General features: G+C 69.0%; 11 protein-coding genes. 1 reads left to right on the top strand and 10 read right to left on the bottom strand.

Annotation, left to right across the window (positions count from 1 at the left end):
• Positions 1–56: 56 nt before the first annotated feature.
• The 7 genes from BLT78_RS07255 to BLT78_RS07285 all read right to left on the bottom strand — a co-directional run bounded on the left by BLT78_RS07255 (position 57) and on the right by BLT78_RS07285 (position 16,188).
• Positions 57–2,507 carry a patatin-like protein gene (locus BLT78_RS07255; RefSeq protein ID WP_090348332.1) on the bottom strand — a complete coding sequence of 817 codons (2,451 nt, stop codon included), beginning with the start codon at positions 2,505–2,507 and terminating at the stop codon, positions 57–59.
• Between the two features lie 116 nt (positions 2,508–2,623).
• Entirely contained in the window at positions 2,624–5,092 is a 2,469-nt protein-coding gene (locus tag BLT78_RS07260; RefSeq protein ID WP_090348333.1) for a patatin-like protein, read from the bottom strand.
• Positions 5,093–5,312: 220 nt separating this feature from the next.
• On the bottom strand, positions 5,313–6,791 hold the full coding sequence (locus tag BLT78_RS07265) for a Fic family protein (RefSeq protein ID WP_090348334.1): 1,479 nt from the start codon (positions 6,789–6,791) through the stop codon (positions 5,313–5,315).
• 137 nt (positions 6,792–6,928) lie between these two features.
• Positions 6,929–8,452, bottom strand: coding sequence for an efflux transporter outer membrane subunit (locus BLT78_RS07270; protein WP_090348335.1), 1,524 nt, complete (start codon positions 8,450–8,452; stop codon positions 6,929–6,931).
• Positions 8,449–11,556 carry an efflux RND transporter permease subunit gene (locus tag BLT78_RS07275; RefSeq protein ID WP_090348336.1) on the bottom strand — a complete coding sequence of 1,036 codons (3,108 nt, stop codon included), beginning with the start codon at positions 11,554–11,556 and terminating at the stop codon, positions 8,449–8,451. Before BLT78_RS07275 ends, BLT78_RS07270 begins: the two co-directional genes overlap by 4 nt.
• Positions 11,557–11,770: 214 nt before the next feature.
• Positions 11,771–14,863 (bottom strand): MdtB/MuxB family multidrug efflux RND transporter permease subunit, encoded by a 3,093-nt coding sequence (locus BLT78_RS07280; protein WP_090348337.1) that lies wholly within the window; start codon positions 14,861–14,863, stop codon positions 11,771–11,773.
• Positions 14,860–16,188, bottom strand: coding sequence for an MdtA/MuxA family multidrug efflux RND transporter periplasmic adaptor subunit (locus tag BLT78_RS07285; protein WP_090348338.1), 1,329 nt, complete (start codon positions 16,186–16,188; stop codon positions 14,860–14,862). Before BLT78_RS07285 ends, BLT78_RS07280 begins: the two co-directional genes overlap by 4 nt.
• Positions 16,189–16,448: 260 nt before the next feature.
• Between BLT78_RS07285 and BLT78_RS07290 the strand changes: the two genes are divergently transcribed.
• Entirely contained in the window at positions 16,449–19,208 is a 2,760-nt protein-coding gene (locus tag BLT78_RS07290; protein ID WP_231975747.1) for an AMP-binding protein, read from the top strand.
• Positions 19,209–19,343: 135 nt separating this feature from the next.
• Here the strand turns inward: BLT78_RS07290 and BLT78_RS07295 are convergent, their stop codons facing one another.
• From BLT78_RS07295 to BLT78_RS07305, 3 genes are all read right to left on the bottom strand, one after another.
• A complete protein-coding gene (locus tag BLT78_RS07295) occupies positions 19,344–20,249 on the bottom strand; it encodes an amino acid ABC transporter substrate-binding protein (protein WP_090348340.1) in 906 nt (301 codons plus the stop codon).
• A gap of 47 nt (positions 20,250–20,296) precedes the next feature.
• Positions 20,297–21,631, bottom strand: coding sequence for a putrescine-ornithine antiporter (gene potE / locus BLT78_RS07300; protein WP_090348341.1), 1,335 nt, complete (start codon positions 21,629–21,631; stop codon positions 20,297–20,299).
• Between the two features lie 81 nt (positions 21,632–21,712).
• Positions 21,713–24,016, bottom strand: coding sequence for an Orn/Lys/Arg family decarboxylase (locus tag BLT78_RS07305; protein ID WP_090348342.1), 2,304 nt, complete (start codon positions 24,014–24,016; stop codon positions 21,713–21,715).
• Positions 24,017–24,022: the final 6 nt, after the last annotated feature.

Genomic DNA, 24,022 nt, shown 5'->3' on the forward strand with positions numbered 1-24,022 from the left:
CGCGGCGCCCCGGCCAGACCGGGGCGCCCCGCACGTTCGCAATCCCCCGCTGGCTGCTACAGCCGGCTCACCGACTCGCCGAGCCGGTCGATCAGCTCCTGCACGCCGCCGAGCGCGGCGCGCTCCTCTTCGAGGACGATCTCGAACGCGCGTTTCTTCAGCGCGGTGACGTCGAAGCCCGCGCGCAGCGCGACCGGAACCGTGCTGATCAGGATGTCGAACAGGCGGTCCACCGCGTGCAGCCGCCCCCACAGGTAGTCGTTCTCGCGGATCGAGCGGCCGAGAAAACCGCCGAAGCTGGCGAAGGAACTGCCCAGTAGCACCTCCTTGCGCTCGTCGAAGGCGATGCTGCGGGCATCTTCCGGGCTGATGCGGTCGACCAGGATCTCCTCGATGGTCTCGGCCTCCCGCGACAGGACGGTGGCGGTCGGACGCAGGATCATGTCCCAGAAGAAGTAGCCGAGATACGCGGTGAGGATCGCGATGCGGCTGGCCTGCCTCAGCTTCATGAACTGCGGCGAGGCCAGCACGGCGTCGGAACTGTCGATATGCCGGGCGAGGTCGTACTCCTCGGCCAGACGCTCGATCAGCCGGGACAGCTCGGCGCAGGCCAGCGGATCGCCCTGGATCAGCTCGGGCGAGTACTGCCGCCGGGCCTCGTCCTGGCGGAAGATCGCCCGGCAGGCGCTCACCGCCTGGTGGCTGAGGAAGTCCGGATCGTCGCAGAAGGCCAGGTCGCTCAAGCACTTGTGGATCTTCATCTTCAGCAGATCCAGGGTTTCCGACTCGGCCTCCGCGTTGGCGTCCTCGGCTACCCGGGCGTACAGGTCGTTGATTTCGTGCAGCACGAAGTTCAGCCGCCGGCGCTTGTAGATCACCCCGAAATCGGTGACCACCCGGGAGAACAGCGGCAGATCCTCGTTCCTGTAGGCGTTCTCGGGGATCCGGTAGGTGGCGCTGATGACGCCCATCTGCCGCGCCCAGGCCTCGATCATCTCCTGCACGCGCCGCGCTTCGGGTGAATCGGGAGTGTACTGGCAGGCCCAGCAGATGACCTGCACGATGAAGTCCAGCGCCTCGAAGGCAAGCGAGCGCATCCAGGTGTCATAGGCGATGAACAGCCCGGGGACCGGGCGGAAGCCGATCATCCGCCAGTGCTGCAGGTCATCCCGGGTGAAGCTGCCACTCAGACGCCCCTGGGTCTGCTCCTCGAGGTGCTCGACGACCTGCGGGCGCGCGCTGAGGATCGCCTCTTTCAGCCGGCGGGCCTGTACGTTGTGCCGGCTGAGCATGGCCAGCTCGTTGTACACCGGATCCTGCCGGGGCAGGTCGGTCAGCGCCCCGCGCAGGGTGGCGAAGAAGCCGGGCACCCCGGAGCCGGCCGCTCTGCGCCGGCCCTTCGGCCGCGGATCGACGTACACCAGGCGGCGATCCACCTCGCGGAAGGCCGCATGCACCCGGATCGCCTCGACGCAGGCCATGATCGGCTTGTTGTCGAGGATGCTGCCGTCCACCAGCACCGCGTCCTCGGGATTCTCGCCACGCTCGCGGTAGTGGCGGAAATTCTTCTCGAGGAACTGCGAGCGCGCCGGCCAGGGCAGGTGCCGGGCGGCGAGCAGATCGTCCATCTCGCGGATCCGCGCCGGCGGGAACGCCCCCGGATAGGAGGCCGAGGCCCTGGCGGCGAAGGCCAGCGAGGGGAAGTTGTCGGCAGTGAACTCGCTGAGCAGATGCCCGGTCCGTCGATGCTCGAGGCCGAAGCGCAGCAGATGGCGGTGCTCGCGCTCGTGGGCCACCGGCGGGTCATGGATGAAGATGGGCCGCTCCAGGCCGTGGAAGTCGGTCGCCGTCAGCAGCAGATCGAGCCTGCCGCCCTTGGGCAGCAGCGACTCCCACTTCGCGGTGGAGACGTCCATCGCCCGCAGACCGTCGAGGATCAGGCCAGCCAGGCGGGCGCCGTCGAGTGGCGGCTTGAACCAGCGCGAGCGCAGGAACACCGAGATGCGCTTGGCGATGTCGGGGTTGCTGGCGCCGGGCAGCAGCCCCTCGCGGCCGAGCCGGCGCATCAGCGGACGCATCAGCGGCCAGACGTACCACTTGCTCCACAACCGCGCCCGGGCTTCCGGCGCCAGCAGGCCGAGCATGTCGGCCTGTTCCAGCCACAGGTCGGTGATCGGCTTGAGCGAGCGGTCGTGCGCCAGTGCCGCGGCCAGGCTCACGCCGTTGATCGCCCCGGCCGATGAGCCGGCGATCACGTCGACGATGACCCGCAGCGCCACGTCCTTGCCGAGGATCTGCAGGAACTGGAGATACACATCGCCGGTCGAGCGCTCCGGCTCGTCGGGATAGCGCTGGTGAAAACCGGCAGCATCGCCGCCGGCGGGCGCATGATGCAGCTTGGAGGCGCGCACCAGGTTGAGGATCTCGCGGTTGATGCCATGCTGGTACACCGCCAGCGAGACGCCACCGAACAGCACGAGGGCCAGCCGCAGTTCTTTCTCTTTCATGCTCGAGCACCGGGTGAAGCGTGCGCCGCAGGGCGCCGGAAACCAGCACTGCCAATCGAACCCACCCACAACCAGCGCACCCGGAACCCGGCCCCGGCGCGCAGCGGCGCCACGGGCTACAGCCGCCCGACCACCTCGCCGATGCGGTCGACCAGGCCCCGCACCAGCCCCAGGCGTTGCCGCTCCTCCTCCAGCACCCGCTCGAAGGCACGCTTCTTCAGCGCATCGACCGCCAGGTTGGCGCGCAGGTTGGCCGGCACCGTGCTCAGCAGGATGTCGAACAGGCGGTCCACCGCGTGCAGGCGCCCCCACAGGTAGTCGTTCTCGCGCACCGCGCGGCCGAGGAAGCCGCCGAAGCCGGCGAAGGAGCTGCCGAGCAGCACCGGCTTGCCGTCGTCGAGCACGATGCTGCTGGCGTCCTCCGGACTGATGCGGTCGACCAGGATCTCCTCGATCGGCCCGGCCTCCAGCGCCAGCGCGCTGGCCGTCGGGCGCAGGATGATGTCCCAGAAGAAATAGCCCAGGTAGCCGGTGAGGATGGCGATGCGGCTCGCCTCCGGCAGGTTCTGCACCAGCGGCGAAGCCAGCACCGCGTCGACGTTGTCGACCGTGCGCGCCATGTCGCACTCCTGGGCCAGACGCTCGACCAGGCGGGAGACCTCGGCGCAGGCCTCGGGATCGGTCGCCATGGTCTCTGCCGTGAGCGCCGCCCCCTCGCCCTCCTCGGCCATGAACAGCTCGCGGCAGGCGCTCACCGCGTGGCGACTGAGGAAGTCGAGGTCATCGTAGACCGCCAGCTCGCCGACGCACTTGTGGATCTTGATCTTCAGCAGGTCGAGCGCCTCGGAGGCGGCCTCGGCGCCCTTGCCGCTGCTCAGGTCGGGATACAGGTCGTTGATCTCGTGGAGGACGAAGTTCAGCCGGCGCCTTTTGTAGATCAGCCCGAAGTCGAGGATCATCCGCGCGAACAGCGGCAGGTCGAGGTTGCTGTAGAGCTTTTCGGGCATCTTGTAGGACTCGGCGATGATGCCCTGCTGGCCGGCCCAGGCCTCGATCACCTCCTGCACCCGACGCGCCTGCGGCGAATCGGCGGTGTACTGGCAGGCCGTGGCGATCAGGCGGCCGACGAAATCCAGCGCCTCGAAGATCAGCGCACGCATCCAGGCGTCGTAGACGATCGCCGTGCCCGACAGCAGGGTGATCGAGAGCAGCCGCCAGTGGCGCAGATCGTCGACGCTGAAGCCGCTGGTGAGCTTGCCGGCGGTTTCCTGCTCGATCAGCCGGGCGATCTGCGGCCGGGCATGCAGGATCGCTGCCTTGAGCCGGCGGGCCTGCACGTTGTAGCGGCTGATCGTCGCCAGTTCGTTGTACACCGGGTCCTGGCGCGGCAGGTCGCTGAGGGCGCCGCGCAGGGTGGCGAAGAAACCGGGCACCCCCGCCCCCGGCAGCCGCCGGGTGCCTTTCGGATGCGGGTCGATGTACACCAGGCGACGGTCCACCTCGCGCAGCGCGCCGTGGGTGTGGATCGCCTCGACGCAGGCCATGATCGGCTTGTTGTCGAGCACGCTGCCGTCGACCAGCACCGCGTCCTCGGGGTTCTCGCCGCGTTCCTGATAGTCGCGGAAGTTGTTCGCCACGAAGCGCGAGCGCGCCGGCCAGGGCATGTGCCGCTCGGCCAGTAGGTCGTCCAGCTCGCGCAGCTGGGCGGGCGGAAACGCCCCGGGATAGGACGCCGAGGCCCGTCCGGCGAAGGCCAGCGAGGGAAAGCTGTCGGCGTCGAAGTCGCTGAGCAGGTGGCCGGTCTTGCGGTGCTCGAGGGCGAAGCGCAGCAGGTGGCGGTGTTCGCGCTCGTAGGCCACCGGCGGGTCGTGGATGAAGATCGGCCGCTCCAGGCCGCGGAAGTCGGTTACCGTGACCAGCAGGTCGAGCCGCTCGCCCTTGGGCAGCAGCGACTCCCAGGTGGTGGTCGCGCTGTTCATCGCCGTCAGGCCGTCGAGCATCACCGTGCTCAGCCGGCGCCCGTCGAGCGGCGGCTTGAACCAGCGCGAGCGCAGGAACACCGAGATACGCTTGGCCATCTCTGCGTCGGCCTGCCCCGGCAGCAGGCCCTCGCGGCCGAGGCGGGCCAGCAGCGGGCGCAGCAGCGGCCAGAAATACCACTTGCTCCACATCCGCGCCCTGGCCTCCGGGGCCAGCAGGCCGAGCATGTCGGCCTGCTCCAGCCACATGCTGGTGATCGGCATCAGCGAGCGGTCATGGGCCAGGGCGGCGGACAGGGTGATGCCGTTGATGCCGCCGGCCGAGGAGCCGGCGATGACGTCGACGATCACCCGCAGGGCGATGTCCTTGCCGAGGATCTCGAGGAATTCGCGGTAGATGTCGCCGGTGGAGCGCTCCGGCTCGTCGGGGTAATGGTCGTGGAAACTGCGCGCGGCGGCGTCCGCCTCCTCGCCGTCGCGCGCACCGTGATAGAGCTTGGAGGCGCGCACCAGGTTGAGGATTTCCCGGTTGATGCCGTGCTGGTACACCGCGAGGGACACCCCGCCGAAGAACACCAGCGCCAGGCGGAGTTCTTTCTCTTTCATGGTCGCTCCGTTGCGGACGCGGCGCCCTTGCAAGTCATCGCCGGGGCGGCAGCCAGACACCACCTCCGCCATCAAAGCTAGCGCAGAAAGCACGCGACTGCCGAAGCGTCTTCAGTTCGACATGACCCGCTCCTGAACAGGCCCGGCGCGGCCGGGAGCAGCTGAGCCTCCTTCCGCACGCACCAACCGGCAGTTCAAGGCATCGATGACTGCCCTGTTTTCAAGGCTGGTCCAGCACTTCCCGCCAGGCAGATTCCAGGGCATCGAAGACCGCTTCGGGCACCTGGTACTGGTATTGCTTGCGGCGGTTCAGCGAGAGCTTGCCGTTCTGGTCAAGGCAGAACATCACCAGCCGCGACAGGACGCTGTTGGGAATGTCGAACTGCTGATCGATACGCCGGTATATGGCGTCGTAGCGGTTGAGAAACAGGGTTTCTTCCTTGAGGTGGCGTTCGAGTGCCTGCTCGGTGGCGCGCAGCATGAATTCGGCGCAGGCAGTGCCATCCCAGTAGCGGTACAACGCGGGGTGGCCGGTGAAATCGAAGGCGAACTGGCCCTCGTCGATGAAGGTCACCTCCCAGAAACGCCGTGCCGGTTCGGAAAAGCCCTGCAGGGTAGCCAGGTAATCGGCCTCGTTCTGGCGCAGCACCACGGATACCGGCAGCAGCAGGCCGTGCTTGAGCGCACCGCGCTGGCAGAGCACCTGATGGAACAGGAAGCGTGACAGGCGGCCGTTGCCATCCATGAAGGGATGGATGAAGACGAAACCGAAGGACACAACGCTGGCCAGCAGCAGTGGATCGAGATCCTCTGGCGGTTGATTGGCCAGTTGCATCAGTTGCACCATCAGTTCGCGCCCCAGTTCAGGCGCTGGCGGCACATAGGTGACGCCGAGCGCACCGCGCAGGCCGTTGCTCAGGTAATTCTGTTCGTGGCGGAAGGCCGCCGCGAGGGCATAGACGTTGCTGATCACCGCATTCTGCAGCTCGACCAGGTACTCCTCGTCCAGCGAACGGGGCTGGTGAGCCTGCTTCAGCAGGTTGACGAAGCGGCTGGCCTTGTCCTCGCTGGGGCTTTCTTTTTCGATGGCGTAGGAGTCACGGGTTTCGTGCAGGTACGCCCAGGCCAAGGCACGGCTCAGGATGTCGCGAGGCAGCGATTCGCTGAATTCGGTTGCCTGCTGCAGCAGGTTGCGGTCGAGCAGTGCCTGCAACTCGTCGGTGCGGCGCAGGGTGATGCAGTAGTCGAGGTTGCCGATGCCGTTGAACAGCACCCGCCAGCGGCTGTTCTTTTCTCCAGCGGCGGTGATGTACTGGGCGGGGTCGAACAGTGGCACATAGGCGGTACGCAGGCTGTCGCTGTGGCGCTGGATGCATTGGCCGGTGAAGTGCTCCCACAGGTAGCAGGCCTTGCGCAGGTACTGGCTTGAGGGACTGGCGTCGATGGCCGCGCGGATCACCGGCTCGGCAATCAGCGGCAGGGCCTGGGCCAGGATCGCCAGGTCGATGCCCTCGTGCTTGAGGGCGAACAGCAGGTGCCCGAGAAGGTCGTCGGCCGCAGGTGCCATGCTGGCCGGAATGGCCATGGTCTGGCCGATCACTTCCTTGCGGGTGACCGTGCGGATCTCGGCCAGGCGCACGGGCGCAAGCGCCCTGACTGTCGGCTCCTGAAGCAAGCGGCTGTAACCGACGGGTTGCATGGTTCAGTTCCCTCTTGAATGCCGGCCAGCACAGCGGATTTTTTGTGCCTCGCCAGGATTTTTTGTGCTGAACGGCAGTTTTATCATTTTTTTTGCGCGGAAGTCGCCGTTCAGCGGGGCCGGATGCATTTCCCCTGCTAGTCAGTCACGCCCTGCTCCGCCGCGACGCCCTGCCAGCCACCACCCAGCGCGGCGATCAGCTGCACGCTGGCGGTCAGCCGGCTGCCGAGCAGGGTCAGGTGGCTGCGCTCGTTGGACAGCGCCGCGGTCTGCACGCTGACCACGCTGTTGTAGTCGATGGTGCCGGCCTTGTACTGGTTCTCTATCAGACGCAGCGACTCGCGGGCGGCGTCCAGCGCCTCCTGCTGCACGCCGCTCTCCTCCTCCAGCACGCGCAGCTGCACCAGGTAGTCCTCCACCTCGCGGAAGCTGTCCAACACGGTCTGCCGGTAGGCGGCGACGGTCTGGTCGTAGCGCGCCTCGGCCTGGTCGACCTGCGAGCGGATCAGTCCGGCGTCGAACAGGGTCATGGCGAACTCCGGGCCGATCGACCAGAAGCGGTTGGGCGTGTTGATCCACTGGCCGAAGGTGTCGCCGCGATAACCGCCGGCGGCGCTCAGATTCAGGCTGGGGAACCAGGCGGCCCGAGCCACGCCGATCTCGGCGTTGGCGCTCATCACCGCGCGCTCGGCGCTGGCCACGTCCGGACGCCGCTCGAGCAGCACCGAGGGCACGCTGACCGGCACCTCGGGCAGCGACGGCACACCGTCCACCGCGGCCAGCTCGAACTCGGCGGGCGGCACGCCGACCAGCACGGCGATGGCGTGCTCGAGCTGGGCGCGCTGGTACCTGAGGTCGATGGCCTGCGCCTCGGTGCTCTTGAGCTGGGTGCGCGCCTGGGTGACGTCGGACTTGGGCACGATGCCGGCCTGGTACTGGTTCTCGGTGAGTTTGAGCGAGCGGGCGTAGGCAGCCACCGTGGCGTCCAGCAGGCGCTGCTGCTCGTCGAGCACGCGCAATTGCAGGTAGTTCTGCGCCAGCTCGGACTGCAGGCTCAGGCGTACCGCGGCGAGATCGGCGGCGCTGGCCGACAGGCTGGCGTTGTCCGCTTCCAGCTGGCGGCGCAGCTTGCCCCACAGGTCGAGCTCCCAGTTGACGCCGAAGGTCAGGTCGTAGCTCTTGGAAATCCCGCCACCGCTGACGCCGCTGGTCACCGTCGAGCCGTCGGCCAGGCGCACCGTGCTCTGCCCGGTGCCCTGTCCGGAGCGGGTCTTGCTGGCGTTGCCGCTCAGCGACGGGAAGAACGAGGCGCGGGTGCCGCGCACCAGCGCCTGGGCCTCGCGGTACTGCGCCAGCGACTGCGCCAGGCTCTGGTTGGACTGCTGCAGACGCTGCTGCAGCGCGTTGAGGGTGGCGTCGCCGTACAGCTCCCACCAGGCGCCGCGCGCCAGGGCGTCGGCCGGCTCGGCGGCCTTCCAGCCTGCGGCCTGCTTGAACGCCGCCGGGGTGTTCAGCTCGGGACGCTGGTAGTCCGGGCCGATGGCGCAACCGCTCATGGCGAGCGCCAGCAGCAACGTAGGGGCGAATTTGTTCGCCTTGATCCGGCGGGCGAATGAATTCGCCCCAACAGGGGTGGCAAATCTGTAGACGGGGACGGTCATAACGGAGCTTCCAATGCGGCATCGCTGCGCACGCCGCGCCAGCGGTTGACGCGGTGGCGCAGGCGGTCGAGGTACAGGTAGACCACCGGGGTGGTGTAGAGGGTGAGCAGTTGGCTGAGGATCAGCCCGCCGACGATGGTCAGGCCCAGCGGCTGGCGCATCTCCGCGCCCTCGGCGGCGCCGAGCAGCAGCGGCAGCGCGCCGAGGATGGCCGCCAGGGTGGTCATCACGATCGGCCGGAAGCGCAGCAGGCAGGCGCGGCGGATCGACTCCTGCGGGCTGAGCCGCTCGCTGCGCTCCAGCTGCAGGGCCTGGTCGATCATCAGGATGGCGTTCTTCTTCACCACGCCGATCAGCAGGAACAGGCCGAGCAGCGAGATCAGGCTGAACTGCCCGCCGGTGAGCTGGATCGCCAGCAGCGCGCCGACCCCGGCCGACGGCAGGGTGGAGAGAATGGTCAGCGGGTGGATGTAGCTCTCGTAGAGGATGCCGAGGACGATGTACACCAGCAGCAGCGCGCCGAGGATCATCAAGGGCTGCGACTGCTGGCTCTGCTGGAAGGCGCCGCCGGTGCCGCCCATCTTGCCCTGCACCTCGGTGGGCAGGCCGATGCGCGCCACCGCCTGGTCGATGGCGGTGCTGGCCTGCTCGAGGCTCACGCCCTCGGCCAGGGAAAAGTTGATGCTCTCGGCGGCGAAGGCACCGTCGTGCTGCACGCGGTCCTCCTCCAGGCTGCGCTCCCAGCGGGCGAAGCTCGACAGCGGCACCAGCTGGCCATCGCTTCCGACCAGGCGCACCTGGTCGAGCACCTCGGGGTGCTGGGCGTACTGCGGGTCGATCTCCATCACCACGCTGTACTGGTTGAGGCTCTCGTAGATGGTCGACACCTGGCGCTGGCTGAAGGCGTTGTTGAGCAGCGCGGTGACCATGCTCATGTCCACGCCGAGGCGCTTGGCGGCGTCGCGGTCGACCACCAGGGTGATCTGCTGGGCGCCCTCGCCTTCGTTGGCGTCGATGTCGGTCAGCTCCGGCAGGGTCTTCAGCGCGTCGCGCACCTTCGGCATCCAGGTGCGCAGGTCGTCCAGCTCGCTGGCCAGCAGCACGTACTCGTTCTCCGAGCTGCCGCCCTCGCGGGCGCCGAAGCGCAGGTCCTGGTCGGGCATCAGGAACAGCTGGGCGCCGGGCACCCTGGGCAGGCTGCGGCGCAGGCGCTCGGCCACCTGCTGGGCGCTGACGCCGCGCTCGGCCATGGGCTTGAGGCGCACGATCATGAAGGCGTTGTTGATCCCGCCGTCGCCGCCGATGAAGCCGGCCACGCTCTCCACCGCCGGGTCCCTGAGCACCGCGCGGCGGAAGACCTCCATCTTCGGCTGCATGACCTGGAACGACAGGCCGTCGTCGCCGCGCACCATGCCGATCAGTTGGCCGGTGTCCTGCTGCGGCATGAAGGTCTTCGGCACGCTGACGAACAGCCAGACGTTGAGGGCGATGGTCGCCAGCAGGCTGAGCAGGGTCAGCAGCGAATGGCGCAGCGCCCACTCCAGGCTGGTGCGGTAGAACGCCAGCACCCCTTCCTGCACCCGGTGGCCCAGGCGCTGCAGGCGGTTGGGCGCGCGCTCGCGATTCTCGGCGCGCAGCCAGCGCGCGCAGAGCATCGGCGTCAGGGTCAGCGACACCAACAGGGAGATGACGATGGCCACCGTCAGGGTGATGGAGAACTCGCGGAACAGCCGCTCGACGATGCCGCCCATGAACAGGATGGAGAGGAAAACCGCCACCAGCGACACGTTCATCGACAGCAGGGTGAAGCCGACCTCGCGCGAGCCCTTGAGCGCGGCGGCCAGCGGCTTCTCGCCGGCCTCGATGTGACGGGAGATGTTCTCCAGCACCACGATGGCGTCGTCGACCACCAGGCCGGTGGCGATGATCAGCGCCATCAGCGACAGGTTGTTCAGCGAGAAGCCCAAGAGGTGCATGGCGGCGAAGCTGCCGACCAGCGACACCGGCACCGCCAGCGCCGGGATCAGCGCGGCGCGCCAGTGGCCGAGGAAGGCCAGCACCACCAGGATCACCAGGCCGACGGCGATCAGCAGGGTGCGCTCGGCCTCGTGCAGGGTGGCGCGGATGGTCGGCGAGCGATCCATCGCCACCGCCAGTTCGGCGCTGCCCGGCAGCACCGCGCGCAGCGCCGGCAGTTCGGCGCGGATGCCCTCGATGGTCTCGATGATGTTGGCGCCGGCCTGGCGGTTGACCACCAGCAGCACCGCCTGCTCGTCGTTGTAGAAGCCGCTGTTGTAGCGGTTCTCCACGCTGTCGCGCACCGTGGCCACGTCGCCCAGGCGGATCGCCGCGCCGTCCTGGTGGCGGATGATCAGCGGCAGGTAATCGGCGGCCTTGTCCAGCTGGTCGTTGCTGGCCAGCTGCCAGTGGCGCGCGCCGGCTTCCAGCGCGCCCTTGGGACCGCGCACGTTGGCGTCGCTGATGGTCTGGCGCACGTCGTCGAGGGCCAGGCCGTACTGTTCGAGCAGGCGCGGCTGCAGTTCAACGCGCACCGCCGGCAGCGAGCTGCCGCCGATCTGCACCTCGCCGACGCCCGGCACCTGGGACAGCTTCTGGGCGATGATGGTCGAGGCGAAGTCGTACAGCGCGCCCTTCTCCAACACGTCGGAGGTCAGCGACAGCAGCATGATCGGCGCCTGCGACGGGTTGACCTTGCGGTAGGTGGGCATGCTGCGCATGGCGCTGGGCAGCAGGTTGCGCGCCGCATTGATCGCCGCCTGCACCTCGCGGGCGGCGGCGTTGATGTCGCGGCCCAGCTCGAACTGCAGGATGATCCGCGTCGAGCCCTGGCTGCTGCGGCTGGTCATCTGGCTGATGCCGGCGATGGTGCCGAGCGAGCGTTCCAGCGGCGTGGCCACGCTGGAGGCCATCACCTGCGGGCTGGCGCCGGGCAGGCTGGCCTGCACGGTGATCACCGGGAAGTCCATCTGCGGCAGCGGCGACACCGGCAGCAGGCCGAAGCTCAGCGCCCCGGCCAGCAGGATCGCCAGACTCAGCAGCAGGGTGGCGACCGGGCGGAGGATGAAGGGGGCCGACAAATTCATGCCTGACTCCCGCAGGGTGCGCCGTGCGCACCATCAAGATCACCCCGTTGCGCCGCTCCGGCTGCGGCCGCCATGCGCAGCGCTGCGCTGCCGCGGGTGCGCATGGCGCACCCTACGATCAGGCGTTCCGCCCCCAGGTCGCCATGATGCGCACGGCGCACCCTGCAGGCGTGCAATAGCGTAGGGTGCGCCATGCGCACCAGCATTCCCCCCTTCATACCGCCACCCCCGCCGCACTACGCCCGGCAAAGCGCCGGCTCAGGCGGTCGAACCACAGGTAGATCACCGGGGTGGTGAACAGGGTCAGCACCTGGCTGACCAGCAGGCCACCGACCATCACCAGGCCCAGCGGCTGGCGCAGCTCGGCGCCGGAGCCCGAGGCCAGCATCAGCGGGATGGCGCCGAACAGCGCGGCCAGGGTGGTCATCAGGATCGGCCGGAAGCGCAGCAGCGCCGCCTGGTGGATCGCCGCCTGCGGGTCCATGCCCTGGTGGCGCTCGGCCTCGAGGGCGAAGTCGATCATCATGATCGCGTTCTTCTTGACGATGCCGATCAACAGGATGATGCCGATCACCGCGATCAGCCCCAGGTCGTTGCCGGAGACGAGCAGCGCCAGCAGCGCTCCGACGCCGGCCGAGGGCAGCGTGGAGAGGATGGTGATCGGGTGGATGTAGCTCTCGTAGAGCACGCCGAGCACGATGTACATGGTGACGATGGCGGCGAGGATCAGCCACAGGGTGCTGGACAGCGAGGCGCGGAACGCCTCGGCGGCGCCCTGGAAGCGGCTCTGCACGCCTTGCGGCAGACCGATCTCGGCCTTGACCTGCTCGATGCGCGCCACCGCCTCGCCCAGCGCCACCCCCGGCGCCAGGTTGAATGACACGGTCACTGCCGGGAACTGACCGATGCGGTTGACCTGCAGCGCGGTGGCGCGCTCCTCGACGCGCACCAGGCTGGCCAGCGGCACCTGCACGCCATCGGTGCCGGCCACGTGGATCTCGCGCAGCGCATCCAGCCCGCGGTCGCGGGCGCCCTGGCTTTCCAGCACCACACGGTACTGGCTGGTCTGGGTGAAGATGGTGGAGATCTGCCGCTGGCCGAAGGCGTCGTACAGCGCGCTGTCGATGGCGCTCATGGTCACGCCGAGGCGCCCGGCCAGGTCGCGGTCGACCTGCAGATAGGCCTGCAGGCCGCGGGTCTGCAGGTCGCTGGTCACGTCGGCAAGCTCGGCCAGCGGTTCCAGCGCCTCGACCAGGCGTGGCGTCCACTCCTCGAGCAGCGCGGCGTCCGGCGACTCCAGGCTGAACTGGTACTGGGTGCGGCTGACGCGGTCCTCGATGGTCAGCTCCTGCAACGGCTGCAGGAACAGCTCGATGCCCGGCACCTGCGCCAGCGCGGGGCGCAAGCGCTCGATCACCTCGGCGGCGGTGAGGTCGCGCTCACCGTGCGGCACCAGGTTGATCTGCATGCGTCCGCTGTTGAGGGTGGCGTTGTCGCCGTCGACGCCGATGTAGGAGGACAGGCTGGCCACCGCCGGATCGCGCAGGATCACCTCGGCCAGGCGCTGCTGGCGCTCGCTCATGGCCTTGAAGGAAATGCTCTGCGGCGCCTGGCTGATGCCCTGGATGGCACCGACGTCCTGCACCGGGAAAAAGCCTTTGGGAACAGCCTGATACAAGACAATGGTGAGACCCAGAGTGAGCACGGCGACCAGCAGGGTGGCGCCCTGGTGGCGCAGCACCCAGGTCAGGCCGGCGTCGTAGCGGGCGATCAGCCAGTCGATCCAGGCGCCGCTGGCCCGGTAGAAGCGGCCCTGCTCGCCCTCGGGCTGATGCCTGAGCAGGCGCGCGCACATCATCGGCGTCAGGGTCAGCGACACCACCAGCGAGATGAGGATGGCCACCGCCAGGGTGATGGCGAACTCGCGGAACAGTCGGCCGACCACATCGGCCATGAACAGCAGCGGGATCAGCACGGCGATCAGCGAGAAGGTCAGCGACACCAGGGTGAAGCCGATCTGCTTCGCCCCCTTGAGCGCGGCGTTGAGCGGCGTCTCGCCCTCTTCCAGGTGACGGGCGATGTTCTCCAGCATGACGATGGCGTCGTCGACCACGAAGCCGGTGGCGATGGTCAGCGCCATCAGGGTCAGGTTGTTGATCGAGAAGCCGGCCAAGTACATCACCGCGAAGGTGCCGATCAAGGACAGCGGCACGGCGATCGACGGGATCACCGTGGCGGCCAGGCGCCGCAGGAACAGGAAGGTCACCAGCACCACCAGGCACACGGCGAGCAGCAGCTCGAACTGCACGTCGCGCACCGCGGCGCGGATGGTCTGGGTGCGGTCGCTGAGCACCGCCACCTCGACCCCGGCCGGCAGGCTGGCGCTGATCTGCGGCAGCAGCGCCTGGATGCGGTCGACCACCTCGATGACGTTGGCGCCCGGCTGGCGCTGCACGTTGACCAGCACCGCGGCGTTCTGGTCGGCCCACGCGGCCAGGCGCTCGTTCTCGGCGCCGTCGACCACCTCGGCGATGTCGCCCAGGCGCAGGGTGGCGCCGGCGCTGTAGGTCAGCACCAGGTCGCGGTACTCGGCGGCGGACTTCAGCTGGTCGTTGGCGTCCAGCTGGGAAACGCGGGTCGGGCCGTCGAAGTTGCCCTTGGGCTGGTTGACGTTGGCGGCGTTGATCAGGCTGCGCACGTCGGACAGGTTGAGGCCGTAGGCGGCCAGCGCCTGCGGGTTGACGCGGATGCGCACCGCCGGTCGCTGGCCGCCGGCGAGGCTGACCAGGCCGACGCCGCTGATCTGCGCCAGTTTCTGCGCCATGCGGGTGTCGACCAGGTCGTTGACCTCGGGCAGCGGCAGGCTCCGGGAGGTGATCGCCAGGGTCAGCACCGGGGTGTCGGCCGGATTGACCTTGTTGTACACGGGCGGTGCCGGCAGGTCATTGGGCAGCAGGTTGTTGGCCGCGTTGATCGCCGCCTGCACCTCCTGCTCGGCGACGTCCAGCTCGACGTCGAGGCCGAAGCGCAGGGTGATCACCGAGGCGCCGCCCGAGCTGGTCGAGGACATCTGCTTGAGCCCCGGCATCTGGCCGAACTGGCGCTCCAGCGGCGCGGTCACCGCGCTGCCCATCACCTCAGGGCTGGCGCCGGGGTACAGGGTCAGCACGCGGATGGTCGGATAGTCGACCTGCGGCAGCGCCGCCACCGGCAGCAGGCGGTAGGCGATCAGCCCGGCGAGGAAGATCGCCACCATCAGCAGGGTGGTGGCCACCGGGCGCAGGATGAACGGGCGCGACAGGCTCATGCGGTAGGCTTCCGTGCCGGCGCGCCGTCGGCCGGCAGCGGCCGCTCGCCCTGCGGGTTGCTGCCCGGCTCGGCCTTGCCCGGCGCCACCGGCGGCGTGGCCTCCTTGGAAGCGCCCTCCACCACCTCGACCGTGCTGCCCTCGCGCAGGCGGTCGGTGCCTTCCAGCACCACCTTCTCGCCGGCGGCCAGGCCCGCGCCGATCAGGCTCTGCTCGCCATTGCTGGCGGCGACCGTGACCGGGCGCATCTTCACCTTGTTCTCGGCATCCACCACGTAGACGAAGGTGCCCGCCGAGCCGAACTGCACCGCCGCCGCCGGCAGCAGCAGCGCGTCGCGGCGGGTCTCCAGCAGCAGGCGCACGTTGACGAACTGGTTGGGGAACAGGCGCTCGTCGCCGTTCTCGAAGCGCGCCTTGAGCTTGACGGTGCCGGTGGCGGTGTCGATCTGGTTGTCCAGGCTGGCCAGCACGCCCTCGGCCAGACGCTGGCGCTCGCCGCGGTCCCAGGCATCGACCTTGAGCGGCTCGCCGGCGCGGTGGCGGGCCAGCAGCGCCGGCAGCTCGGCCTCGGGCAAAGTGAAGCTGACGGTGATCGGCGCAGTCTGGGTGATGGTCACCAGCGGCGTGGCATTGCCGGAGGTGACCAGGTTGCCGACGTCCACCTGGCGCAGGCCGAGGCGGCCGGCGATCGGCGCCCTGACCTCGGTGAATTCGAGGTTCAGGCGCGCCTCGGCGACCGCCGCCTGCAGGCTCTGCAGGCTGCCGCGCAGCTGCTCGACCGTGGCCTGCTGGCTGTCCAGCGTTTGCCTGGCGATGGAGTCCTCGGCGTACAGGCCCTGGTAGCGCGCCAGATCCAGCTCGGCGTTCTTCAGCTCGGCGCGGCGCTCGGCGAGGTCGCCCTCGGCCTTGTCCAGCGCCGCGCGGTACGGACGTGGGTCGATCTGCACCAGCACCTGGCCGGCCTTGACCTGCTGGCCTTCCTCGAACAGCACCTTGACCAGCTGGCCGTCGACGCGCGGCAGCACGTTGACCGTGTTGTAGGCGGTGACGGTGCCGAGGGCCTTGAGTTCCACCGGGAATGCGCCGAGTTGCGCCTCGGCCAGGCGCACCGGCACCGTGCCGCCGGCCATGTCGCGGAAGCGCGGCCGTCCCGGCGGCGCGCTCAGGCTGCCGCCGCCCCCGGGTCCGCGGGCACCTCCCGGTTGCGCCCCCTGCTCGTCAGCCGGCCACAGCCACCAGGCCAGCGCGGCGGCCAGCAGCACTACTGTCCCGCCGGCCAGCCAGCGGTTACGGGAAGAACGGGTTGGGAGATTGATTTCGGACATGGTGCAGGTCACTTTCCTTGGGAGCCTGAACGATAAGGCTTCTCAGTTGTAGCGCAAAGGTTCTTTACCAGCACTTTACCTGTCGGCGCTAAATGGCTGACAGATTTGCACTTGATGGTGCGCGCGGCGTGCGCCGCACGGCGGCAGCTCGGCCCCATGCGTCCGCTCGGGCAACACAGTCTATTGCCAAGCCCCGGCCCGCTCCCCACACTGGAAGCATGCCTCGCTCTCCTGCTCCACCGTCCGAGGCCGCCCGGTTGTTGGCGCTGGTCGATCAGTTGATCCAGGAAGTACAGCCCGGCACACCGCTGCGCGCCACGCTAGACAGCGTGCTCGATCGCGATCTGGGCCTCGACAGTCTGGCCCGGGTCGAGTTGCTGGCCCGCGTCGAGGCCGAGTACGGCCTGCGTCTGCCCAGCGCCACCCTGACCACGGCGCTCACCCCGCGCCAACTGCTCGCCGCCCTGGCCAGCGCCGGGCTGCCCCCCGCCCCCGCCGCGACGCCGCAGCGCCGAGAATCCGCCCCGCAGCGCTCGGCAGGCCAGCCCGACACCCAGGCGACGCTGCTCGAGGTGCTGCACTGGCATGTCGCCCGCCACCCCGAGCGTCCGCAGGTGATCTTCTACCGCGACGAGCAGCACAGCGAGACCCTGACCTACGCCCAACTCGCCGAGGCCGCCGGGCGCATCGCCGCCGCGCTGCTGGCCGGCGGCCTGCAGCCGGGGCAGTGCGTGGCGCTGATGCTGCCGTCCGGCCTGGACTTCTTCCGCTGCTTCTTCGGCATCCTCTACGCCGGCGGCGTCCCGGTGCCGATGTACCCGCCGGCGCGCCCGGCGCAGCTCGAGGACCACCTGCGCCGCCAGGCCGGCATCCTGCGCAACTGCCAGGCGCCGCTGCTGATCACCTCCGAGCTGGTGCGTCCGCTGGCCCGCCTGCTCACCGGCCTGGCCCCGGAGCTCAGGCACGTGCTGCTGCCGGAGCAGCTGCAGCACGCCACGCCGCAGGCGCCGCATGCGGCCGGAAGCGACGACCTGGCGCTGATCCAGTACACCTCGGGTTCGACCGGCGACCCCAAGGGCGTCGCCCTCAGCCACCACAACGTGCTCGCCAACATCCGCGCCTGGGGTGGCGCGGTGGCGCTGTCCTCGACCGACGTCTGCGTCAGCTGGCTGCCGCTGTATCACGACATGGGCCTGATCGTCGCCTGGCTGGGCAGCCTGTATCACGCCTGCCCGCTGGTGCTGCTCTCGCCGCTGGACTTCCTGGCCCGCCCGGAGAGCTGGCTGTGGGCGATCCACCGCCATCGCGGCACGGTCGCGGCGGCGCCCAACTTCGCCTACGACCTCTGCGTGCGCCGCCTCGCAGACCGCGAGCTGAGCGGCCTGGACCTGTCGTCCTGGCGGCTGGCGGCCAACGGCGCCGAACCGATCAGCCCGGACACCTTCGAGCGCTTCGCCGCCTGCTTCGCCCGCTACGGCCTGCGCCGCGAGATCCTCACCCCGGCCTACGGCCTGGCCGAAGCCACCGTGGGCCTGGCCGTGCCGCCGCCGGGGCGCGGGGTGCAGGTCGACCGGGTGGCCCGCGAGCCGTTCATGACCCGTGGTCTGGCCGAGCCGGCGGCCGACGATGGCCAGGCGCTGCGCTTCGTCTCCTGCGGGCCGCCGCTGCCCGGTCACGCGCTGCGTGTGGTCGACGACGCCGGCCAGCCGCTGGCCGAGCGCCGGGTCGGCCATCTGGAATTTCGCGGCCCCTCGGCCACGCGCGGCTACTACCACAACCCGGCGGCCACCGCCGAGCTGATGCACGGCGACTGGCTGAAGACCGGCGACTATGCCTACCTGGCCAACGGCGAGGTACACATCACCGGGCGCAGCAAGGACCTGATCATCCGTGGCGGGCGCAACTTCTATCCCTACGACCTGGAACAGGCGGTGGGCGAGCTGCCCGGGGTGCGCCGCGGCTGCGTGGCGGTGTTCGGCATCGCCGCCACGGCGAGCGCGGGCGAACGGCTGGTGGTGGTCGCCGAGACCCGCGAGCGCGAGGCCGGTGCCCGCGCGGCGCTGGAGCGGCGCATCGTCGCCCTGGCCGCCGACCAGCTCGGACTGCCGCCGGACGAGGTGGTGCTGGCGCCGCCGCACAGCGTGCTGAAGACCTCCAGCGGCAAGATCCGCCGCGCGGCGATCCGCGAGGTGTTCGAGCGCGGCGAACTCGGCGCCTCGGCGCAGGCGCCCTGGCTGCAACTGCTGCACCTGGCCGGCGCCAGCCTGCGCGGGCGCCTGGGCAACGCCGGCGCGGCACTGCGCGCCTGGCTCTACGGCGCCTGGGCCTGGAGCTGCTTCGCCGCGCTGGCGCCGCTGGCGGTGCTGGCCGTGCTCCTGCTGCCGAACCTGCGCCAGCGCTGGGCGGCCAACCGCCTGTTGCTGCGCCTGCTGGCGACGCTCTGCGCCTGCCCGCTGCGGGTCGCCGGGCTGGAGCACCTGCCCCGGCAACCCTGCGTGCTGGTGGCCAACCACGCCAGCTATGTCGACGCCCTGCTGCTGACCGCCGCCCTGCCGCAGCCGGTCGGTTTCGTCGCCAAGGCCGAACTGGCGCAGCGACCACTGCTGCGCCGGCTGCTCCTGCGCATGGGCGCCCACTTCGTCGAGCGCAACGACGCGCGGCAGGGCGTCGAGGACGTGCAGACCCTGGCCACCCGGGCCAGCGACGAGTCGGCGCTGCTGTTCTTCGCCGAAGGCACCTTCGGCGCGCAGCCGGGGCTGCGGCCGTTCCGCCTCGGCGCCTTCCTGATCGCCGTGCAGCAGGGCCTGCCGCTGGTGCCGGTGGCGCTGGCCGGCAGTCGCCGGGTGTTGCCGGACGGCTCCTGGCGGCCCCGTCGTGGCCCGCTGGCGGTGACCGTCTGCCCGCCGCTCGCCCCCGAGGGCGCGGACTGGCATGCCGCACTCGCCCTGCGCGAGCGGGCCAGACGCGCAATACTCGCCCACTGCGGCGAGGCGGACCTGGCCGGCGACACGCACGGCTGAGCGGCGCGCTTCGCCCGACTCAGCCGTCGCTCTGGCTCCTGCCTGCCGATCGGCACGGCTCACACAGCATGAAGCCCGCGACTGCGGGCCTCATGCACACACACCGACGGCACGGCTCAGGCCGGCCGTTCCCTCCTACGGCAGCGCATAGACGGGCACCAGCAGCCTGACCATGTCACCGGGGGCGCCGAAGTACTTGGTGTACAGCCGCTCGTATTCGGGCGAGCGGTACATCTCGCTGATCACAGTATCCACCAGCAGGCGGAAGTCCTCGTCGCCACGAACGAGCGCCATGGAAACCGGCGCGATGTCGAAGATGCGTTCCAGCACCCGCATGTCGCCGGCGGCATGGTGCGCCTCCAGGTAGTTCTGCAGCAGCATGCGTTCGGAGAAGAAGGCGCTCGCCTTGCCCTCGGCGACCATCTGCACGCCCTCCTCGTGGCTGTCGACGGTGACCAGCGTGGCGATCACTCCGAGCTTGCGCATCTTGTCGTGCAGCCAGTCCTTGGTGATCCCCCCCTTCATGGCGGCGAAGGTGTGGCTGGCCAGCCCCTGGTTGATGGTGGCGCGCCAGGTCGGCCCGCTATGGACGGCCTCGCCGTTGAGCACGTTGATCAGCGACGGCGCGGCATCCTTGCGCACCAGCACCGAGAGGCCGGCGGTGTAGACCGGCCGCGAGAAGCTCACCGACTTGCGCCGCTCCAGGGTTTCCGGCATCGGGCTGCAGAACAGGTCGATCTCGCCGCCGTTGATGGCCTCGATCACCTTGCCGATGCCCAGGGCCTTGTAGTTGGCCTGCATGTCGGTGAGCCCCAGGCCGGTCTTCACCCGCTCGGCGATCATCTGGCAGATCTCGATGGCGTAGCCGCTGGGCTTTCCCGCCTCTTCGCTGCTGAATGGCGCCAGATCGGGCAGGTAGCCCATGTTCAAGGTGTTGCTGGCGCGCACGCGCTCGAGCGTGTCGGCACCGGCGAGCAGCGGCAGCAGCGCGAACAGACCGGCGAGCAGCAGACTGACGGGTTTGTTTGGCTTCATGTTCATATCCTGGTCCCTACATTCGGAGGTCATGGCAATCCCGGAATCGACGCTCAGGTCCTGGTGGCCATGGCGGCCGGGCGCACTTCGACGAAGTTCTTGGCGATGAAGCCGTAGAGCAGGTAACCGATGGCCAGCACGATGGTGGCGCCGAACACCGCGTCCTTGCCGGAGGCGTAGATCGCATAGTACGAGTAGGCCATCGCGATCAGCAGGGCGAACACGTTGCGGCTGTACACGGCGCCACTGACGTTGGACTTGTGCATGATCACCAGCAGGCCGGTGAGCGCGGTCACGTAGGGAATCAGGTTGGTCACCGCCGCCAGGCTGACCAGCTTGCCGAACTGCTCGCTGGCGTTGGGCGAGATGGTCGACAGCGCCATCAGGGTCTGGATCACGCCGCAGACAATCATGCCGACGATCGGCGCATCGGCCGCGGTGACCCGGGAGAACAGCTTGGGGAACATGCCCTGGTCGGCGGTCATCTTGGCGGTCTGCGCCAGGGTGAACTGCCAGCCGAGCAGCGAGCCGACGCAGGCCATCACCGCCAGCACCATGATGATGTTGCCGACCAGCGGGTTGAACATCTGCGCATAGACGTAAGCGAACGGCGCCGAGGAGTTGGCCAGCTCGGCGTTGGGCACGATGCCCTGGATCACCGTGGTCGACAGTACATAGACCACCGCGGCGCCCAGGGTGCCGAACAGGCAGGCCAGCGGCACGTTGCGCTTGGGATTCTCCACCGCATCGGAGCTCTGCGCCGCCGATTCCATGCCGAGGAAGGCCCACAGGGTCAGCGGAATGCTCTGGGTGATGGCGTCGCCGACGGCGATGCCGTTGGGGTTCCAGGCGGCGGCGAATACCTCCGGCTTGAACCAGAACCAGCCGATCACGCTGAGCCCGGCCACCGGGATGATCACCCCCCACACGGTGATGGTGCCGATCTTGCCGGTGATGCTCGGCCCGCCGAAGTTGGCGAAGGTGGTGATCCACAGCAGGGCGATGGTGCCGATGCACAGCGGGATGGCGCCGCTGCCCAGCCAGGGGATGAACGAGGTCAGGTAGCCGACCGCGGAAATGCCGATGGCCACGTTGCCGATCGCCAGCGACAGGAAATAGAGGAACGAGCAGAGGAAGAACTCCGACTTGCCGTGCGCCTCCTCGCTGTAGGCCGACATGCCGCCCGACTTGTTGCAGTAGATGCCGCACTGTGCGAAGCAGAAGGCGATGGCCATCGAGCCGACCGCGGTGATGATCCACGACAGCAGCGAAACGGCACCCAGCTGCGCCATGTTCGCCGGCAGCATGATGATGCCCGAGCCCATCATGTTGACCGCCACCAGGGTGGTGAGGCCGACCAGGCCCATTTTCTTGCTTGACTCAGCCATACAAGACTCCTTGCGCTGTAGTGCGACGCCACCCGTTGCCCGGCGACCTCAACCGCGCCGCCGGCCGGGTCTGCTCAGGTGTTACTGCTTGACCACATAGATCATGTAGACCGGATGCCCCTGGGCGTCGCGATGGATCTCGACGCCGTGGTTGTCGTGCTCGAAACCGGGGAAATGCCCGTCGAAGGCTTCCATCGCCAGCAGGTAGTCGATGATCGCGCGCTTGTCGGCGCCGGCCTTTTCGCCCGGCATCATCAGCGGGATGCCCGGCGGGTACGGCACCAGCTGCACGGCGACGGTACGGTCCTGCATGTCGCGCACCGGGATCTGCTCGACCTCGCCACGCACCAGGCGCGCATAGGTTTCGCGCGGCGATGACACCGGATCGGGCAGCAGGGTGAAGGCGGCATCCATGTTGTGCAGCATCCCGGTGGCGAGCATGTCCTGATGCATGGCCTCGGCCAGGTCGCGCAGGCCCATGCCGGCGTAGCGCGCGGGATGGTCGCTCGCCAGGTCGGGAAGTACCTGATCCAGCGGGGTGTTGGCGTCGTAGTGGCGCTTGAACTCCAGCAGACCGGCGACCAGCGAACCCCACTTGCCGCGGGTCACGCCGACGCTGAACAGCAGCAGGAGCGAGTACGGCTCGGTCTTCTCCACCACGATGCCGCGACTGGACAGGAAGCACGACACCAGCGGCCCGGGAATGCCGCTGCCCTCCATCTGCCCCTCGAGGGTCATCCCCGGGGTCAGCACGGTCACCTTGATCGGATCGAGCATGCAGTAGTCGGCGCCGAGGTCGCCGAAGCCGTGCCAGGTGGCGCCGGGCCTGAGCACCCAGGCATCGCCATGACGCAGGCGCTGCGGGTCGATGTCGCCGAACGGCACACCGTCCACCACGTCGGGCTGCCACACGCCGAACCACCAGTCCTGCGCCTCGCGCATGCGTATCTCGTTGCCCAGGCGCACCATCGCCTGGCGGAAGGCGATGGCTTCGCCGATCGAGTCTTCGGTGAGGTACTCGCCGGCATCGTCCATCATCTTCGCCGAAACGTCGATGGAGGCGATGATGCTGTACTGCGGCGAGGTCGAGGTGTGCATCATGAACGCCTCGTTGAACAGCGCCGGCCTGACCGGCACCTTGCCCGAGCGGATGTGGATCATCGACGCCTGCGACAGCGCGGCGAGCAGCTTGTGGGTCGAGTGGGTCACGGTCACCGTGGCGTCGTCGGCGTGCCGCTCGCCGCGGTGCATGCCGTAGCGGCCCTCGTACAGCGAGTTGAAACGCGCATAGGCGTACCAGGCCTCGTCGTAGTGGATGCGGTCGACACTGCGGCTCAGCTCGCGGGTGGTGGTCTGCACGTTGTAGCAGAGGCCGTCGTAGGTCGAGTTGGTCAGCACCGCCAGCACCGGGCGGGCCTTTTTGTCGCGCGCCAGCGGACTCTCGGCGAGCTTCTGCGCCACCGCCTCGGGGGTCAGCTCGCCCTGCGGCACCGGGCCGATCAGCCCGCGCGCGTTGCGCCGCGGGCGCAGGTACAGCGGCACCGCGCCGGACTGGTTCAGCGCGTAGTTCAGCGACTTGTGGCAGTTGCGGTCGACCAGCACGGCGTCGCCATCGGTGACCGCCGAGTGCAGGATGATCTGGTTGCTGGCCGAGCTGCCGCCGACCGAGAAGAAGGTGTAGTCGGCGCCGAACACCCGCGCGGCATTGCGCTCGGCCGCCGCCACCGGCCCGGAGTGGTCGTTCAGCGAGCCCAGCTCGCCGACCGACACGCTGAGGTCGGAGCGCAACATCTGCTCGCCGTAGAAGTCGAGGAAGCTGCGCCCTACCGCGGTCTTCATGAAGGCTGTGCCACCGGTGTGGCCCGGGGTGTGCCAGGAGTATTCGCAGGTGTCGGCGAAGTTGACCAGCGCGCCGAAGAATGGCGGCAGGATGGTGTCGAGGTAGCGCCTGGCGGCTGCGGCGATGCGTCCGGCGATGAACTCGGGGCTGTCTTCCGGCAGCCAGATGAAACCGTCGATCTCCTCGATGAACGCCAGCGGCACCTGGCCATGGTGCGCCTTGCTCATGCCGAGCATGATCGGCAACTGCGCGGTGCGCCGACGCATCAGGCGGATCACCTGCTGCGCCTTGTCGAGGTTCTGCTCGCACGACGCCCAGCCGAGGATCACGCAGCTGTAGGCCGGCTGGGCGCTGAAGGCGACTTCCGCGTCCTCCAGCGACCCCACCAGTTCGACACCGAGATCGTGGGCCCGCAGGGCCTGGCCGACCGCCCGGGCGCTTCGCGCCAGGAGGCCGTCGGCTTCCTGGCCATGGTTGCCGACTACGACCAGCACCGGGAAGCGCTGAGCCAGCGACGGGGGCAGCGGCGTTTGCGAATGACTCATTGCAGA

The sequence above is a fragment of the Pseudomonas oryzae genome, from assembly GCF_900104805.1.
Taxonomy (GTDB): Bacteria; Pseudomonadota; Gammaproteobacteria; order Pseudomonadales; family Pseudomonadaceae; genus Geopseudomonas; species Geopseudomonas oryzae.

What these genes read in the sequence shown, in the direction of transcription:
- BLT78_RS07270 (WP_090348335.1), bottom strand. Translation starts at nt 8,452, where the DNA reads ATGACCGTCCCCGTCTACAGATTTGCCACCCCTGTTGGGGCGAATTCA.
- BLT78_RS07285 (WP_090348338.1), bottom strand. Translation starts at nt 16,188, where the DNA reads ATGTCCGAAATCAATCTCCCAACCCGTTCTTCCCGTAACCGCTGGCTG.
- BLT78_RS07260 (WP_090348333.1), bottom strand. Translation starts at nt 5,092, where the DNA reads ATGAAAGAGAAAGAACTCCGCCTGGCGCTGGTGTTCTTCGGCGGGGTG.
- BLT78_RS07280 (WP_090348337.1), bottom strand. Translation starts at nt 14,863, where the DNA reads ATGAGCCTGTCGCGCCCGTTCATCCTGCGCCCGGTGGCCACCACCCTG.
- BLT78_RS07255 (WP_090348332.1), bottom strand. Translation starts at nt 2,507, where the DNA reads ATGAAAGAGAAAGAACTGCGGCTGGCCCTCGTGCTGTTCGGTGGCGTC.
- BLT78_RS07265 (WP_090348334.1), bottom strand. Translation starts at nt 6,791, where the DNA reads ATGCAACCCGTCGGTTACAGCCGCTTGCTTCAGGAGCCGACAGTCAGG.
- potE (WP_090348341.1), bottom strand. Translation starts at nt 21,631, where the DNA reads ATGGCTGAGTCAAGCAAGAAAATGGGCCTGGTCGGCCTCACCACCCTG.
- BLT78_RS07295 (WP_090348340.1), bottom strand. Translation starts at nt 20,249, where the DNA reads ATGAACATGAAGCCAAACAAACCCGTCAGTCTGCTGCTCGCCGGTCTG.
- BLT78_RS07305 (WP_090348342.1), bottom strand. Translation starts at nt 24,016, where the DNA reads ATGAGTCATTCGCAAACGCCGCTGCCCCCGTCGCTGGCTCAGCGCTTC.
- BLT78_RS07275 (WP_090348336.1), bottom strand. Translation starts at nt 11,556, where the DNA reads ATGAATTTGTCGGCCCCCTTCATCCTCCGCCCGGTCGCCACCCTGCTG.